General features: G+C 65.5%; 12 protein-coding genes and 1 pseudogene. 10 read left to right on the forward strand and 3 right to left on the reverse strand.

The window, feature by feature from the left end:
* The first annotated feature begins 5 nt into the window (after positions 1 to 5).
* The 3 genes from ccoG (at position 6) to C7440_RS07035 (ending at position 2,070) form a co-directional block, all read left to right on the forward strand.
* On the forward strand, positions 6 to 1,514 hold the full coding sequence (gene ccoG, locus C7440_RS07025) for a cytochrome c oxidase accessory protein CcoG (protein ID WP_116517920.1): 1,509 nt from the start codon (positions 6 to 8) through the stop codon (positions 1,512 to 1,514).
* Positions 1,515 to 1,600: 86 nt separating this feature from the next.
* The gene (locus C7440_RS07030; protein ID WP_017525335.1) at positions 1,601 to 1,828 is read left to right on the forward strand and encodes a FixH family protein; all 228 of its coding nucleotides are present in this window, start codon (positions 1,601 to 1,603) and stop codon (positions 1,826 to 1,828) included.
* Complete coding sequence (locus C7440_RS07035) at positions 1,825 to 2,070, forward strand: hypothetical protein (RefSeq protein ID WP_017525334.1); 246 nt, start codon at positions 1,825 to 1,827, stop codon at positions 2,068 to 2,070. The genes C7440_RS07030 and C7440_RS07035 overlap by 4 nt, the downstream gene beginning before the upstream one ends.
* Positions 2,071 to 2,138: 68 nt before the next feature.
* Here C7440_RS07035 and C7440_RS07040 read toward each other — a convergent pair whose 3' ends face one another.
* Entirely contained in the window at positions 2,139 to 2,867 is a 729-nt protein-coding gene (locus tag C7440_RS07040) for a helix-turn-helix domain-containing protein (RefSeq protein WP_017525333.1), read from the reverse strand.
* A 90-nt stretch (positions 2,868 to 2,957) separates the two neighbouring features.
* Entirely contained in the window at positions 2,958 to 3,872 is a 915-nt protein-coding gene (locus C7440_RS07045) for a LysR family transcriptional regulator (protein ID WP_116517921.1), read from the reverse strand.
* Between the two features lie 226 nt (positions 3,873 to 4,098).
* Here C7440_RS07045 and clpB point away from each other — a divergent pair, with 226 nt between their 5' ends.
* The 7 genes and pseudogenes from clpB (at position 4,099) to C7440_RS07075 (ending at position 13,489) form a co-directional block, all read left to right on the forward strand.
* Positions 4,099 to 6,690: an ATP-dependent chaperone ClpB gene (gene clpB, locus C7440_RS07050; protein WP_116517922.1), complete on the forward strand. Its 2,592-nt coding sequence runs from the start codon at positions 4,099 to 4,101 to the stop codon at positions 6,688 to 6,690.
* 220 nt (positions 6,691 to 6,910) lie between these two features.
* A complete protein-coding gene (locus tag C7440_RS07055; protein WP_116517923.1) occupies positions 6,911 to 7,912 on the forward strand; it encodes an HlyD family secretion protein in 1,002 nt (333 codons plus the stop codon).
* An 89-nt stretch (positions 7,913 to 8,001) separates the two neighbouring features.
* Positions 8,002 to 8,409 (forward strand): annotated as a pseudogene (locus C7440_RS20290) (ABC transporter ATP-binding protein); the annotation flags it as partial.
* A gap of 420 nt (positions 8,410 to 8,829) precedes the next feature.
* On the forward strand, positions 8,830 to 9,681 hold the full coding sequence (locus tag C7440_RS20295; protein WP_423814295.1) for an ABC transporter ATP-binding protein: 852 nt from the start codon (positions 8,830 to 8,832) through the stop codon (positions 9,679 to 9,681).
* A complete protein-coding gene (locus C7440_RS07065; protein WP_116517925.1) occupies positions 9,678 to 10,811 on the forward strand; it encodes an ABC transporter permease in 1,134 nt (377 codons plus the stop codon). The genes C7440_RS20295 and C7440_RS07065 overlap by 4 nt, the downstream gene beginning before the upstream one ends.
* Positions 10,812 to 10,831: 20 nt before the next feature.
* Positions 10,832 to 11,947 (forward strand): ABC transporter permease, encoded by a 1,116-nt coding sequence (locus C7440_RS07070; protein WP_116517926.1) that lies wholly within the window; start codon positions 10,832 to 10,834, stop codon positions 11,945 to 11,947.
* A gap of 15 nt (positions 11,948 to 11,962) precedes the next feature.
* Positions 11,963 to 13,489: an efflux transporter outer membrane subunit gene (locus C7440_RS07075; protein WP_116517927.1), complete on the forward strand. Its 1,527-nt coding sequence runs from the start codon at positions 11,963 to 11,965 to the stop codon at positions 13,487 to 13,489.
* Here the strand turns inward: C7440_RS07075 and C7440_RS07080 are convergent.
* Positions 13,471 to 14,124 carry an epoxyqueuosine reductase QueH gene (locus tag C7440_RS07080; protein ID WP_116517928.1) on the reverse strand — a complete coding sequence of 218 codons (654 nt, stop codon included), beginning with the start codon at positions 14,122 to 14,124 and terminating at the stop codon, positions 13,471 to 13,473. The genes C7440_RS07075 and C7440_RS07080 overlap by 19 nt on opposite strands.
* Positions 14,125 to 14,507 lie beyond the last annotated feature (383 nt).

Below are 14,507 nucleotides of genomic sequence, written 5' to 3' on the forward strand. Positions count from 1 at the left end.
CCGCCATGAACACCGACAGCAGCAAGCCTTCTTCCACGCAGGGCGCCAGTTCCCCAGGCGGCTCTCCCGCCTGGCGTCCGCAAGCCGTGGCGCGGCCGCAGAAGGGCACCTCTCCCTATGTCGAGAAGGCCCTGGCCGACGTGCGCAACAAGGTCTACCCGCGCTCGGTGTCGGGCATCTATGCGCGCTGGCGCATCATCATGGTGTTCGTCACCCAGATCATCTTCTACGGCCTGCCCTGGCTGCAGTGGCATGGCCGGCAGGCGGTGCTGTTCGATCTGGGGGCGCGCAAGTTCTACATCTTCGGCATGGTGCTGTGGCCCCAAGACGTCGTCTACCTGGCCGTGCTGCTGGTGCTTTCGGCCTTTGCGCTGTTCCTGTTCACGGCCATGGCGGGGCGGCTGTTTTGCGGCTATGCCTGTCCCCAGACGGTGTACACCGAGATCTTCATGTGGGTCGAGCGCAAGATCGAGGGCGACCGCCTGGCGCGCATACGGCTCGACGAGCAGCCCTGGAGCGCGCGCAAGCTGGGGCTCAAGGCCGCAAAGCACACCGTCTGGGTGCTGATCGCCTTCTGGACGGGCTTTACCTTCATCGGTTATTTTGCGCCCATACGCGAACTGGGCGCCGGCCTGCTGGCGTTCTCGCTGGGCCCCTGGCAGTGGTTCTGGATGCTGTTCTACGCCTTTGCCACCTGGGGAAACGCGGGCTTCATGCGCGAGGCTGTCTGCAAGTACATGTGCCCCTATGCGCGCTTCCAAAGCGTCATGGTCGACGACGACACCTTCGTCGTCACCTACGACTACAAGCGCGGCGAGCCGCGCGGGGGGCGCTCGCGCCGTGTCGATCACAAAGAAGCCGGCCTGGGCGACTGTGTCGACTGCACGCTGTGCGTGCAGGTCTGTCCCACCGGCATCGACATCCGCGACGGCCTGCAGTACATGTGCATAGGCTGCGGCGCCTGTGTCGACGCCTGCGACCAGGTCATGGACAAAATGGATTACCCCAAGGGGCTCATCCGCTATACCTCGGGAAGCGCCATCACCGAGGGCCTGACGCAAAGCCAGGTGCGGCGCAGGCTGTTCCGTCCCCGGGTCATCGCCTACACCTTGCTGCTGCTGGTCATCGGCATAGGTCTGGTCGTGTCGGTGGCCACGCGCAGCACCTTGCGGGTCGACGTCATTCGCGACCGCGGCGCGCTGGGGCGCGAAGTGGCGGGCGGCCTCGTCGAAAACGTCTATCGGCTGCAGGTCATCAACACTTCCGAAACCCCCCTTACACTCAAGCTCGATGCTTCGGGTGTGCCCGGCATCGCGATCGCGCCGGCCGACCATCCCGACCAACCCGTCGTGGTCGAAGGTTCGGCCAATCGCCTGGTGCCCGTGGTGGTGCAGGCGCCCGCGGCGGGCTCGCAGCCGGGGCTGTATGATATTCAGCTCCGGGTCACCGCAAGCTCTGACAAGGGCCGTGAAACCGTGGTCACCGAGGCGACCAGTTTCTATGTTCCGCGCTAGGGCCTGTCAACACTAAATACAGCCGCGCTGGCCGGCAAAGGCCGGGCAGCGGCAATGCAATTGAAGAACGATACGAGGCAAGAACCATGACCAAGACAGAAGGCGGCAAACCCTGGTGGCGTGAACCCTGGCCGTGGATACTGATGGCCGGTCCGGCGGCGGCGGTCGCCGGCTGCGTGGTGACCATCGCCCTGGCGGTGCAGAACTTCGCCGACCAGCCCATCACCGATGGCGGTAGCAAGCGCGGGCTGGTCATCGAGCGCGATGCGCCCGCCGCGGCGGCAGCCGGTGACCGGGCCGGAGACGCATCATGAAGTGGCGCTCTCTGATGTGGATACTGTGGCCGTCGTTTCTTATCGCCGCGGCCACCAGCGCCACCGTCTTCGCCCTGGTCGACCCGCTGGACATCGCCATTTTCGGCACCATACAGCTTAGCCGGCAGCAGATGTATGCCGGCGGCTTCTTCCTGTTCTGGCTGATGGCCGCGCTTTCAAGCGCACTGAGCCTGTTCATGGCGCCCAGCGCGCCCGAGGCCGACCCCCTGGATTCATTCTAGGCGTGTGCCCATGCGGCCAGCCGTGCCGCGTGGGCCGCGGCCCCTTGCGGGCGCGGCGGCCGGCCTGGTCAGCCGCAGTCGACGCCCGAAAGCTGCCGCAGCATGGGCAGGTCGAGCAACTGCACTTCTCGCTGGTGGATGCGGATGAGGTTCTCGCGCGCAAAGCGCGAGAACAGCCGGCTGACGGTTTCAAGCGTAAGCCCCAGGTAGTTGCCGATTTCTTCGCGGCTCATGCGCAGGACGAATTCGCTGGGTGAATAGCCCAGCGCCGCCAGCCGCTGCGACAGATTCAACAGAAAGGCCGCCAGGCGCTGCTCGGAGCGCAGCACCCCCAGGGCCACCACCAACTGTTGCGAACGCTTGATTTCCTCGCTGCTGAGGCGGCGCAACTGGTGCTGCACGGCCGGCACGTGCGCGGCCACGCGGTCCATGTCGTCGATGCGCGCCACACAGACCTCGGTGTCTTCGAGCGCAATGGCGTTGGACAGCTGGGTGGTGTTGAGAAAGCCGTCTATGCCGACGACTTCACCCGGCAGCAGGAAGCCCGTGACCTGGACCTGGCCGGTGGCGTCTTCGAGCTGGGTCTTGATGGAGCCCGAGCGAATGCCGTAGATGGCGACCGAGCGGTCGCCCTGGTGAAACAACGTTTCGCCCTTGGGAATGCGGATGCGTTCGCTGACGACTTCGTCGAACTTGGATATGTCGTTGCTGTTGATGCCCAGAGGCAGGCACAGGCTATTCAGCATGCAGGTCGAACAGCGGGTCGACTCGGGAGAGAGCGAAATTCTTTTGTGCATACGCTTCCTGGTTGCCGCCGAATGAGTCGTGTTTTTCTTGTTACGGCCCGGACCCCCATTGTACTAGGTTTGCGGGGGGCATTCGGCCCCCTAGTGGGTGGCCCAATAGGTTTCCTGGGCATAGGTCGCGCGCAGCAGATCGACCATGGCGCGCACCCTCAGGGGAAGGTGCTTGCGCTCGGGCAGCATGGCAAAAATGCCGTTGGGGGGCGCGGCGTGCTCGTCCAGCACGCTGACCAGCCGGCCGGTGGCCAGGTCTTCGCGCACCTCCCAGAGCGAACGCCAGGCCAGCCCATGGCCCTGGAGGGTCCAGTCGTGCAGCACGGAGCCGTCGCTGCAGGACATATTGCCCTTTACGCGCACGGGCTTGACCTGGCCGTCGGCATGGCGCAGCAGCCAGCCCCTGGACTGGTTGTTGCCCTGGTCGCCGAAGGCCAGGCAATTGTGGCGGGCCAGGTCGTCGGGCGTGCGTGGCGCGCCGTGCAGGGCCAGATACGAGGGGGCGGCCACCACCACCCGGCGATTGTCCGCCAGGCGAACGCCGATGATGCTGGAGTCGTCCAGGTCGCCGATGCGGATGGCGAAGTCATAGCGCTCTTCGATCAGGTTGACGAGGCGGTCGGTCAGGTCGAGGGTGACGGTGACCTTGGGATGGTTCTTCAGGAACTCGGGCAGCAGGGGCGCCACGTGGCGCCGGCCAAAGCCGGCGGGCGCACTGATGCGCAGGTGGCCGCTGGGCTGTTCGCTGCCCTGAGCCACGCGGTTTTCGGCGTCGGCCAGTTCGCGCAAAATGCGCTGGGCCTCGTTGAACAGCAGCATGCCCTCGGCCGTCAGTGAAAGCCGCCTTGTGGAGCGCACCATCAGCTTGATGCCCAGCCGGGCCTCCAGGGCATTCATCCTGCGCGCCATCATGGCCGGCGCGACGCCTTCGGCCCTGGCGGCTGCTGAAAGGCTGCCCAGGGTGGCGACGGAAACAAAGCTTTCCAACTGTCTGAATTTGCCCATTGAGAGTGCTTCGTCCTGATAAAGGTGGAAACGGAATTCTGAGTGTAAAGTATGGATGAGGCGCCGGCGGCCCTGGGGCGGGCACGTTTCATGCCGCCAACGCCGGGTCCGGGCCGGGACCGCGCCCCCCCGCGCCGGCATTTCGCATCTTGAAATTTTCGTCAAAGACCGCATCTAGTCATCATCGTGGGCCCAGGCCCAACTACTTTCTACGAGCTGAGCGATTATGCGATTCGACAAATTAACGACTAAATTCCAGCAGGCCATCGCCGATGCGCAGAGCCTGGCTGTGCGTAACGACAACCCCTACATCGAGCCGGTGCACGTACTGGCCGCTTTGCTTTCCGACAACGACAGCGGGGCGGGCAGCCTGCTGGCGCGCGCCGGGGTGGCGGTAAACCGCGTCGTTTCCGATATCAACACGGCCATCGGGGCCTTGCCGCAGGTGCAGGGCTCCGAGGGCAATATACAGGTCAGCCGCGAGCTGCAGTCGGTGCTGACGCGCACCGACAAAGAGGCCTCGAACCGGGGCGACACCTATATTGCCAGCGAATTGTTCCTGCTGGCCCTGGTCGACGACAAGGGCGAGGCCGGGCGCATCCTGCGCGACGCCGGCCTGCAGCGCAAGCCGCTCGAGGTCGCCATCGACGCCATGCGCGGGGGCGAATCGGTGTCGGACGCCGAGGGCGAGGCCAACCGCGAGGCGCTGGCCAAGTACACCACCGACCTGACCGAGCGCGCACGCCGCGGCAAGCTCGATCCCGTCATCGGCCGCGACGACGAAATCCGCCGCACCATCCAGATACTGCAGCGCCGCACGAAGAACAACCCCGTGCTCATCGGCGAGCCCGGCGTGGGCAAGACGGCGATCGTCGAAGGCCTGGCCCAGCGCATCGTCAACAACGAGGTGCCTGAAACCCTCAAGGGCAAGCGGGTGCTGTCGCTCGACCTGGCGGCCTTGCTGGCCGGCGCCAAATACCGGGGCGAGTTCGAAGAACGCCTCAAGGCCGTGCTGAAAGAGCTGGCGCAAGACGAAGGCGGCATCATCGTGTTCATCGACGAGCTGCACACCATGGTCGGTGCGGGCAAGGCCGAAGGCGCCATGGACGCCGGCAACATGCTCAAGCCGGCATTGTCGCGCGGCGAGCTGCACTGCATCGGCGCCACCACGCTCGATGAATACCGCAAGTATATCGAAAAGGACGCCGCGCTCGAGCGCCGCTTCCAGAAAGTGCTGGTCAACGAGCCCGACGTCGAGTCCACCATCGCCATCCTGCGCGGCCTGCAAGAGCGCTACGAGCTTCACCACGGCGTGGCCATCACCGACCCGGCCATCGTGGCGGCGGCCGAACTGTCCAACCGCTACATCACCGACCGCTTCCTGCCCGACAAGGCCATCGACCTGATCGACGAGGCCGGCGCCCGCATCCGCATGGAGATCGACTCCAAGCCCGAGGTCATGGACAAGCTCGACCGCCGCATCATCCAGCTCAAGATCGAGCGCGAGGCGGTCAAGAAAGACAGCGACGAAGCCTCGGTGCGCCGGCTGCAGGCCATCGACGCCGAGCTCGAGAAGCTGCAGCGCGAGTACAACGACTACGAAGAAATCTGGAAGGCCGAGAAGGCCGCGGTTCAGGGTTCGCAGTCGATCAAGGAAGAGATCGAGCGCGTGCGCGCCGAAATGGCCGAGCTGCAGCGCAAGGGCCAGTTCGACAAGCTGGCCGAGCTTCAGTATGGCAAGCTGCCCGAGCTCGAAGGGCGCCTGGCGGCCGCCGAGGCCGGCAAGGAAGAGCACAAGGCCGACGAGCCGCGCCTGCTGCGCACCGAAGTCGGCGCCGAAGAAATCGCCGAGGTCGTGTCGCGCGCCACCGGCATTCCGGTGTCCAAGATGATGCAGGGCGAACGCGAGAAACTGCTGGGCATGGAAGAGTTCCTGCACAAGCGGGTCGTGGGCCAGGACGAAGCGGTTACGCTGGTGTCCGACGCCATTCGGCGCTCGCGCGCGGGCCTGTCCGATCCTTCGCGTCCCTATGGCTCCTTCCTGTTCCTGGGGCCCACCGGCGTGGGCAAGACCGAGCTTACCAAGGCCCTGGCCAACTTCCTGTTCGATTCCGACGACCACATGATACGCATCGACATGAGCGAGTTCATGGAAAAGCATTCGGTCGCCCGTCTCATCGGCGCGCCTCCGGGCTATGTGGGCTACGAAGAGGGCGGCTACCTGACCGAAGCCGTGCGGCGCAATCCGTACAGCGTCATCTTGCTTGACGAGGTCGAGAAGGCCCACCCCGACGTGTTCAACGTATTGCTGCAGGTGCTGGACGACGGCCGCCTTACCGACGGCCAGGGCCGCACCGTGGATTTCCGCAACACTGTCATCGTCATGACATCCAACCTGGGCTCGCAGCATATCCAGAGCATGGCCGGCCAGCCTTACGAGGTGGTGAAGGAAGTGATCTGGGACGAGCTTAAAACGGCCTTCCGGCCCGAGTTCCTGAACCGCATCGACGAGGTCGTGGTGTTCCATGGTCTGGAGTCCAGGCACATCGAGTCCATCGCCCGCATCCAGATCCAGCGTCTGGCCGAGCGCCTGGCCCAGCAGGACATGCGCCTGGAAGTTTCCGACGCGGCGCTGGCCCAGTTGGCCCGCGCGGGCTTCGATCCGGTGTTTGGCGCGCGTCCGCTCAAGCGGGCCATACAGCAGCATATCGAGAACCCGGTGGCCAGGCTTCTGCTCGAGGGCAAGTTCGGGCCCAAGGATGTCGTGCCGGTCGACTGGCGCGACGACAAGTTCGTGTTCGAGCGTACGTTGCAGTAATTGCCGCTGCCAGCTATGGCGAAGGCCGGCCTCTTTTTGTGGAGGCCGGCTTTTTTTGTTGTCTTCCTTTACAAAGTTCACCCGCTGGAAAAAACCAGGTTCCGCTTCGATTCAAAATTACGATAAGCTGGCTTTTGCGCCGGTAGACCCGCCCCGCGGTTCCGCACCCGGTTCGGCACGCGCGCTCTGATCAACCCTCCTTGCGCCTGGAATACCGATCATGAAGAAGCCTCTTGTTCTCGTTGTCGTTGCTCTGGCCGTGATGCTTGCGGCATGGGCCTGGTGGCATTCGAACCAGCACGAGGACGAGGGCGCATTGGTGCTGTACGGCAATGTGGACATCAGGCAGATATCTCTGGCTTTCGACGGTAATGGCCGCGTGACCGAAGTACGTGCGGAAGAGGGCGACGCCGTCCGGGCCGGCAGCGTGCTGGCGGTGCTGGACACCCGCACGCTGGCATTGCAGGCCGAGCAGGCGCAGGCCCAGCTCGAGGCCACAGAGCAAGCGTTGCTGAGCCTGCGCAACGGCGCGCGGCCGCAAGAGCTCGCGCAGGCCCGCAGCCGGCTGGCCGCGACGCAGGCCGAAGCCTTGCAGGCCGAACAGGATCTCAAGCGCTTGCAAGGCATCTCGGCCCAGACGCAGGGCCGCGGCGTCAGCGCGCAAGACCTCGACCGGGCCCGGAGCGCCTTGCGCGTGGCCCAGGCGCGAGTGGCCGAGCAAGGCGAAGCCCTGCATCTCATGGAGCTGGGACCGCGTGCCGAAGAGGTGGCGGGCGCCCAGGCCCAGGCGGAAGCAGCACGGGCCCAGCTGGCGTTGTTGCGGCATCAGATTGCGCAAGGCGAACTGAAGGCGCCGGCCGACGCGGTGGTGCGCTCGCGCCTGCTCGAGCCGGGCGACATGGCCACGCCGCAACGTCCCGTCTTTGCCCTGGCCCTCATTCAGCCCAAATGGATACGCGTGTATGTCGCCGAACCGGACCTTGGCCGGATACGGCCGGGCATGGAGGCACGCGTCTTTACCGATGGGCGCCCTAGCGAGGCGATCGCGGGCAGGGTGGGCTATATCTCGTCGGTGGCGGAGTTCACGCCCAAGACGGTCCAGACGGAACAGCAGCGCACCAGCCTGGTCTACGAGGCACGGGTGGTGGTCGAGGATGCGGACAATGTGCTGCGGCTGGGACAGCCGGCCACGGTCCACCTGATAGCCGGCGAGGCGCAATGAACGCCGACGGGGCCACGGTCGTCGCCGAGGGCCTGCGCAAGACCTTCGGCGCGCCGGGGGGCGGCGTGCTGGACGCCGTGAACGACGTGTCATTGACAGCGCGTGCGGGCGAACTCACGGCGCTGGTGGGCCCGGACGGCGCGGGCAAGACGACGCTGCTGCGCATGATGGCCGGTCTGCTCGAACCCGATGCCGGAAGCTTACGCGTATTGGGCATCGACGTGGGCCGCGATCCCCAGGCCGTGCAGGATCGCATCAGCTACATGCCGCAGCGTTTCGGTCTTTACGAAGACCTGAGCGTGCAAGAGAACCTGGATCTTTACGCCGACCTGCACGGCGTCCCGCTCGACCAGCGCCGCCAGCGGTTCAAGCGCATGCTCGAGATGACGGACCTGGCGCGGTTCACCGCGAGGCCGGCCGGCAAGCTCTCGGGCGGCATGAAGCAGAAGCTGGGCCTGGCCTGCACGCTGGTGCGTTCGCCCGATCTTCTCCTGCTCGATGAACCCAGCGTGGGCGTCGATCCGCTGTCGCGGCGCGATCTCTGGAAGATCGTGCGCCAGTTGGTGGACGACGAGAACCTCAGTGTCATCGTCAGCACGGCCTACATGGACGAGGCCGCGCAGTGCGCCCAGGTGTTCGTGTTGCACGAAGGCCGGGTGCTGGACCAGGGCGATCCGGGAACACTGCGTGAACGTGCCCGAGGCCTGACTTTTGCGGCGACGCCTCCCCCGGGCACGCCGGCGCGCGACCTGCAGGCCCGCCTGCTGGATGCCGGGGCGCAGGTCGTCGATGCCGTGCCCAAGGGCGGCGCGGTATGGTTCATTCGCCAACCGCGGGCAGAGCCCGAGGCACTGCGGCGCCTGCTCGGCGGAGTCCACCATGAGCCGCGGCCCGAGGAGCTGGAGGACGCCTTCATGATGCTGCTGCGTCAGCAGCAAGCCCAGGAGGACGCGCCGCCGCCCGCCCCCGGGCCCTCTGTGGCGGCCAATGCGCCGGAGCGGGCGGAGCAGCTGGCCATCGTGGTGCGGGACCTGGTGCGCAAGTTCGGCGACTTCACCGCGGTGGCTAGTACCTCGTTCGAGGTGGCGCGAGGAGAGATCTTCGGCCTGCTGGGGCCCAACGGAGCGGGCAAGACGACGACCTTCCGCATGCTGTGCGGGCTGCTTCCGGCCACCAGCGGCCATCTCGAGGTGGCGGGCCTGAACCTGCGGACGGCGCGCGCCCGGGCGCGCGGCCGCATCGGCTATGTCTCGCAGAAGTTCGCGCTGTACGGCGAGCTGACGGTGCGCGAGAACCTGGAATTCTTCGGCGGCGCCTACGGGCTGCGCCGCCATGCGCTTCGCCGGCGTGTGGACGCGATGATCGAACAGTTCCAGCTGGACCCCGCCGCCGCCAGCGGATTGCTGCCCGGCGGCTACAAGCAGCGCCTGGCGATGGCCGCCGGCCTGCTGCACGAGCCGGAGATCCTGTTCCTGGACGAGCCCACCAGCGGCATCGACCCCCTGGCCCGCCGCGCTTTCTGGCGCACCATCACCGCGCTGGCGCAAACCGGCGTCACCATCATCATCACGACCCACTTCATGGAAGAGGCGGAATACTGCGACCGTATCGCCATCCAGGATGCCGGGCGCGTGCTGGCGCTGGGCACGCCGCGCGAGGTGCGCGAGCTGGCGGGCGATAGCGGCATCGACATGGACAGCGCCTTCATCGCCATCGTCGAGCAGGGGCGGGCCCGCACCCGGCCGGCGCCGGCGGAGGCGGGCGCATGACGGCATCCGGGTTCGCGCGCCGGTTCACCGCCTTGCTGCGCAAGGAAGTGCGGCAGCTGCTGCGCGACAAAAGCAATCTGGCCGTGGGCCTGCTCCTGCCCGTCGCCTTGATCCTTCTGTTCGGCTACGGCCTGTCTTTCGACGTCGACGACGCGCCCATCGCGGTGGTTCTGGAAGACAGCTCACCCAGCGCGCGGGAAGTCGTCCGCGGCCTACAGGGCTCGCCCTATATTTCACCCGTGTGGACGGCCAGCATGGCCGAGGCGGAGGAGCGCATGCGCGCGGGGGAAGTGGACGGAATCGTGCGCCTGCCCCCGGATTTCTCGCGGCAGCTGGCCTCGGGCCAGGCGCGCATCCAGCTGGTGCTCAATGGCATCAACTCCACGACCGCGTCGATCGTGGAGGGCTATGTGCGAGGCGCCATCGGCCTGTGGGCGCAGCGGCACAATGAAAGAGAGGGCGGCAAGGCGCCTTCCGGCGCCGGCATCGATGTGCTTGAGCGCACCTGGTTCAACGAAGCGGGCGACAGCACCTGGTATCTGGTGCCGGGGCTGATCGTGCTTGTGCTGACGCTGATCGGGGCTTTCCTGACCTCGCTGCTGATCGCCCGCGAGTGGGAGCGCGGCACCCTCGAGGCGCTTTTCGTCACGCCGCTGAGGCCCATGGAGCTGGTGCTTTCCAAGGTGGCGCCGTATCTCGTCATCGGAGCGATCGACCTGGCAATGTGCCTGCTGGCCGCCCGCTTCCTGTTTGACGTGCCGATGCGCGGCTCGCTGCTGATCATCTTCCTGGTCTCGATGCTGTACCTCACCGTTTCGCTGCTGCTGGGCCTGTTCGTTTCAGGCACGATGCGCAGCCAGTTCCAGGCCAGCCAGGTGGCGCTGCTGGTCAGCTTCATGCCGGCCATGATGCTCTCGGGCTTTGTGTTCGACCTGCGCAACGTGCCCTGGGTGATACAGGCTATCGGCCAGTTGCTGCCGGCAACGCATTTCATGAACCTGATCAAGACGCTGCTGCTGGCGGGCGATTATTGGCCCGACATCCTGCGTGGCACGGCGATTCTGGCGGCCTATGCGCTGGTGCTGGCCTGGGCTACGCGGCGCACGCTGCGCAAGAAACTTCCTTCTTAGTGTTGACGGACCCGAAGCCGATGGACGCCTTGCTTGCACCGCTTGCACAGATAGCCTCCCTGATCCGCAAGGAGCTGCTTGCCTTGATCAAGGAACCCGCCAGCCGGGCCATCCTGTTGATGCCCGTGCTGGTGCAGGCGCTGTTGTTCGGCTATGGCGCCACCTACGATCTCAGGCATGTTCCCTATGCCGTGCTGGACCAGAGCCGCGGGGCGGCGTCGACCGAGCTGCTGGCGCGGCTGGACGGCACCGGGGTGTTCGTGCGAGAGGCCACGCTGACTTCGTCGCGGCAGATCGCCCAGGTCATCGACCAGCAGAGAGCCATGATGGTGCTGGCCATTCCCCCGGATTTCGAACAACGGCTGGCCGCCGGGCAGCGGGCTTCATTGCAGGTCATTTTCGATGGGCGCAATTCCACGACCGCGGGTGTCGCCTCGGGCTATGTGGGCGCCGTGGTGGCCGACTACAGCGCTTCGATGGGCACGGACGGCTTGGGCATCGCCATCGACCGGCGCGTGTGGTTCAACCCCAATCTGGAGTCGCGCTGGAACCTGATGACCGGCCTGATCGCGGCCCTGAGCATGCTGCAGACATTACTGCTGGCCGCATTGTCCGTTGCCCGTGAACGAGAGCAAGGCACTTTCGACCAATTGCTGGTCACGCCGCTGACCCCCATGCAGATACTGGTCGGCAAGGCCTTGCCGGCCATATTCATCGGCCTGATCCAGTCGACCATTATTTTTCTCGTGATCAGGTTCTGGTTCGCGGTACCCATGGCGGGCTCGGTGTGGCTGATGTACCTGGGGCTGTTGACGTTCACTGTGGCGGCCGTGGGCATGGGGCTGTCGATTTCGGCGCTTTCCCTCACCATGCAGCAGGCCATGCTCTATACCTTCTTGCTGATCATGCCGCTGATGCTCTTGTCGGGCCTGCTGACCCCGGTGCGCAACATGCCCGAGGCGCTGCAGATCGCCACCTATGCCAATCCCTTGCGCTTTGGCATGAACATTGTGCGCCGCGTCTATCTCGAGGGGGCCACCCTGGGGGATGTGTGGCGCGACTTCATTCCTTTGCTGGTGCTGGCCTGTGTCACGCTGCCCACGGCGGCCTGGCTGTTTCGCAATCGTCTTTCCTGAGTCGGGGTATTTTCCATGCCTGGTTTGCCTTCTTGCCGCAAAACACTTCCGCATGCCGGCCTGGCCGGCTGCGCGCTGGCCCTTACCTTTACCCTGGCCGGATGCACGATGGGGCCCGATTTCGCCAGGCCCAGCCCCACGGCTCCGGACGACTGGACGAGCTGGAGCAGCGCGGATGAATCGCTTCGGGCGCGCGTCGACAGCGAAGGAAAGCTTCCGGCGGAATGGTGGCGAGCACTCGGCGACCCCGTGCTTGACCAGTTGCAGGAGGAGGCCTTGCAGGCGAGCCCCGACCTGCAGACCGCCGCGCTGCATTTTGCCCAAGCGCGCGTACAGCGCAGCACGGTCGCGGCGCAGCACGGCCCCGACATTGGCGCAAGCGGCGCTGTCAGCCGCCAGCGCCAAAGCGAATATGGCGCCGGCGTGCGCATGATCGACGCCATCGGCGGCGACCGTTCGGCCTTGGTGGATTTCCTGAGCGAACCGTTCACGCTTTACCAGGCCGGCTTTGATGCCTCGTGGGAACCCGACCTGTGGGGGCGCGTGCGTCGTTCCATCGAGGCTGCCGACGCCGGCGTGGCCCAGCAAGCGGCGCTGTACGACCTGGCCCGCCTGAGCGTGGCCAGCGAGCTGGCGCGCAGCTACATCGAATTGCGCACCACGCAGCGCCAGATTCGATTGCTGCGCGAAGACTTGTCCGCTCTGGAGGGGCGCTTGCGAATACTTGAAGCCATGGTGCGGGGCGGCGTCGTCGACCATCTCGACCTGGAGCGCCAGCGCACCGAAGTGGCAGCCAACAAGGCGCAGCTACCCGACCTGCTGGCCAGGGAGGGCGCCGGCATCAACCAGATTGCGCTCCTGCTGGGCGAACCCCCCGGCGCGCTGCGTGAACTGCTTGTATCGAAACCGAAGGAGGGCCAGGCGCCAGAATCGCCATTGCCCGACCTCTCTTTGGGCCTGCCTTCAGAGGCCGCATTGCGCCGGCCGGACATCCGTGCGGCGGAAGCGCGTTTGCACCAGGCCACGGCGAGCATCGGCGTCGCGCAGGCAGAGCTTTATCCCAGCATACGCCTGGGGGCGCGCTTCGGTTATGAGTCTTACCTGAGCGGAGAGTTCGCGGACTGGGGCAGCCGCAGTTGGTCGGTCGCCCCCAGCTTCAGCCTGCCGCTTTTCGATCAGGGCCGGCGCCGAAGCGTCGTGCACTTGCGCGAACTCGAGCAGCAGGAGGCGGCGGTGAATTATCAGCAGACGGTGCTGAAGGCGTGGCAGGAAATAGACGACGCGCTCAGCGCCTATACGGCCGAGCAGCAGCGGATGCGCCAGTTGACGATGCGCGAGCGCAGCGCCCGCGAGGCTTATGAGCTGGCCCAGGCGCGCTATGACGGCGGCGTGATCGATTTCATCGGGGTGCTGGACAGCCAGCGCGCTTATCTGCAAGCGCGCCGCGACCTGGCGGTTAGTGAAGGGCGCCTGGCGACGCGCTATGTGATGATCAACAAGGCGGTGGGCAATGCGCCGGCAGTTCAGTCGTCTTTGCCGTAGAACTTGACGCCGATCTCGATGGCCTCGCGTCCCTGGGCACGTCGGTGACGATTGGTGTCGCGCAGGGAATAGATGCAGCCGCAATATTCTTGCTGGTAGAACTCTTCGCGCTTGCTGATTTCGATCATGCGCGCCGAGCCGCCGCCCTTGCGCCAGTTATATGTCCAGTAGGCCAGCTCGGGATAGCGGGCGGCGGCGCGTTCGCCGCAGCCGTTGATCTGCTTCATGTCCTTCCAGCGCGAGATGCCCAGCGAGCTGGTGATGGTGTCGAAGCCGTGCTCGTGTGCGTAAAGCGCGGTGCGCTCGAAGCGCATGTCGAAACAGGCTGTGCAGCGGGCGCCGCGCTCGGGCTCGTTCTCGAGCCCCTTGACGCGCTCGAACCAATTGTCGCGGTCGTAGTCGGCGTCGATGAATTCGATGCCGTGCTCTTCGGCAAAACGGATGTTCTCGTTCTTGCGGATTTCGTATTCGCGGTCGGGGTGGATGTTGGGGTTGTAGAAGTAGATGGAATAATCGATGCCCGATGCTGTCATGGCTTCCATGACTTCACCCGAGCACGGCGCGCAGCACGAGTGCAGCAGCACCTTCTTGCGGGAGTCGGGCAGTTCTAGGACGGGGCGTTGGAATTCGGTCATGGTGTTCTAGGCATGCGATGCGATCAGTCTGCCGCGCACGGCGGCTTGGCCCGGCAATGCAAAATTGGATAAGCGTAGATCCCATTTTAGTCCGCTGCTTGCGGATTCCCAAACGGGCGGCTTAAATTTGGGTTTTAGCGTGCTGCGGATCAGAATTGCTGTCTTTGAGTCCTTAAGCCGGCGCGCTGCGGGGTAAGTATTTTGGGCGCCGGAGAGCTTCGGCCCGGCTTCGCCGGGCTGCCCTCGCACCCTATCATTTTTGGGGCGCCCCTCGGCGGGCCCCCGCAAAAATCGGGATAGGGGGCAGCCTTGAGGCTGCGCCCCTCCCACACCACCCGGCATGCGGGTCCGCACCGGGCGGTTCGAGAAGTTGAGGTTTATGC

The organism is Pusillimonas noertemannii (assembly GCF_003096595.1).
GTDB lineage: Bacteria > Pseudomonadota > Gammaproteobacteria > Burkholderiales > Burkholderiaceae_B > Pusillimonas > Pusillimonas noertemannii.

Bases quoted from the DNA above. Each gene is read 5' to 3' on its own strand.
- ccoG (WP_116517920.1), top strand. From the start codon at position 6: ATGAACACCGACAGCAGCAAGCCTTCTTCCACGCAGGGCGCCAGTTCC.
- C7440_RS07030 (WP_017525335.1), top strand. From the start codon at position 1,601: ATGACCAAGACAGAAGGCGGCAAACCCTGGTGGCGTGAACCCTGGCCG.
- C7440_RS07035 (WP_017525334.1), top strand. From the start codon at position 1,825: ATGAAGTGGCGCTCTCTGATGTGGATACTGTGGCCGTCGTTTCTTATC.
- C7440_RS07040 (WP_017525333.1), bottom strand. From the start codon at position 2,867: ATGCACAAAAGAATTTCGCTCTCTCCCGAGTCGACCCGCTGTTCGACC.
- C7440_RS07045 (WP_116517921.1), bottom strand. From the start codon at position 3,872: ATGGGCAAATTCAGACAGTTGGAAAGCTTTGTTTCCGTCGCCACCCTG.
- clpB (WP_116517922.1), top strand. From the start codon at position 4,099: ATGCGATTCGACAAATTAACGACTAAATTCCAGCAGGCCATCGCCGAT.
- C7440_RS07055 (WP_116517923.1), top strand. From the start codon at position 6,911: ATGAAGAAGCCTCTTGTTCTCGTTGTCGTTGCTCTGGCCGTGATGCTT.
- C7440_RS20295 (WP_423814295.1), top strand. From the start codon at position 8,830: ATGCTGCTGCGTCAGCAGCAAGCCCAGGAGGACGCGCCGCCGCCCGCC.
- C7440_RS07065 (WP_116517925.1), top strand. From the start codon at position 9,678: ATGACGGCATCCGGGTTCGCGCGCCGGTTCACCGCCTTGCTGCGCAAG.
- C7440_RS07070 (WP_116517926.1), top strand. From the start codon at position 10,832: ATGGACGCCTTGCTTGCACCGCTTGCACAGATAGCCTCCCTGATCCGC.
- C7440_RS07075 (WP_116517927.1), top strand. From the start codon at position 11,963: ATGCCTGGTTTGCCTTCTTGCCGCAAAACACTTCCGCATGCCGGCCTG.
- C7440_RS07080 (WP_116517928.1), bottom strand. From the start codon at position 14,124: ATGACCGAATTCCAACGCCCCGTCCTAGAACTGCCCGACTCCCGCAAG.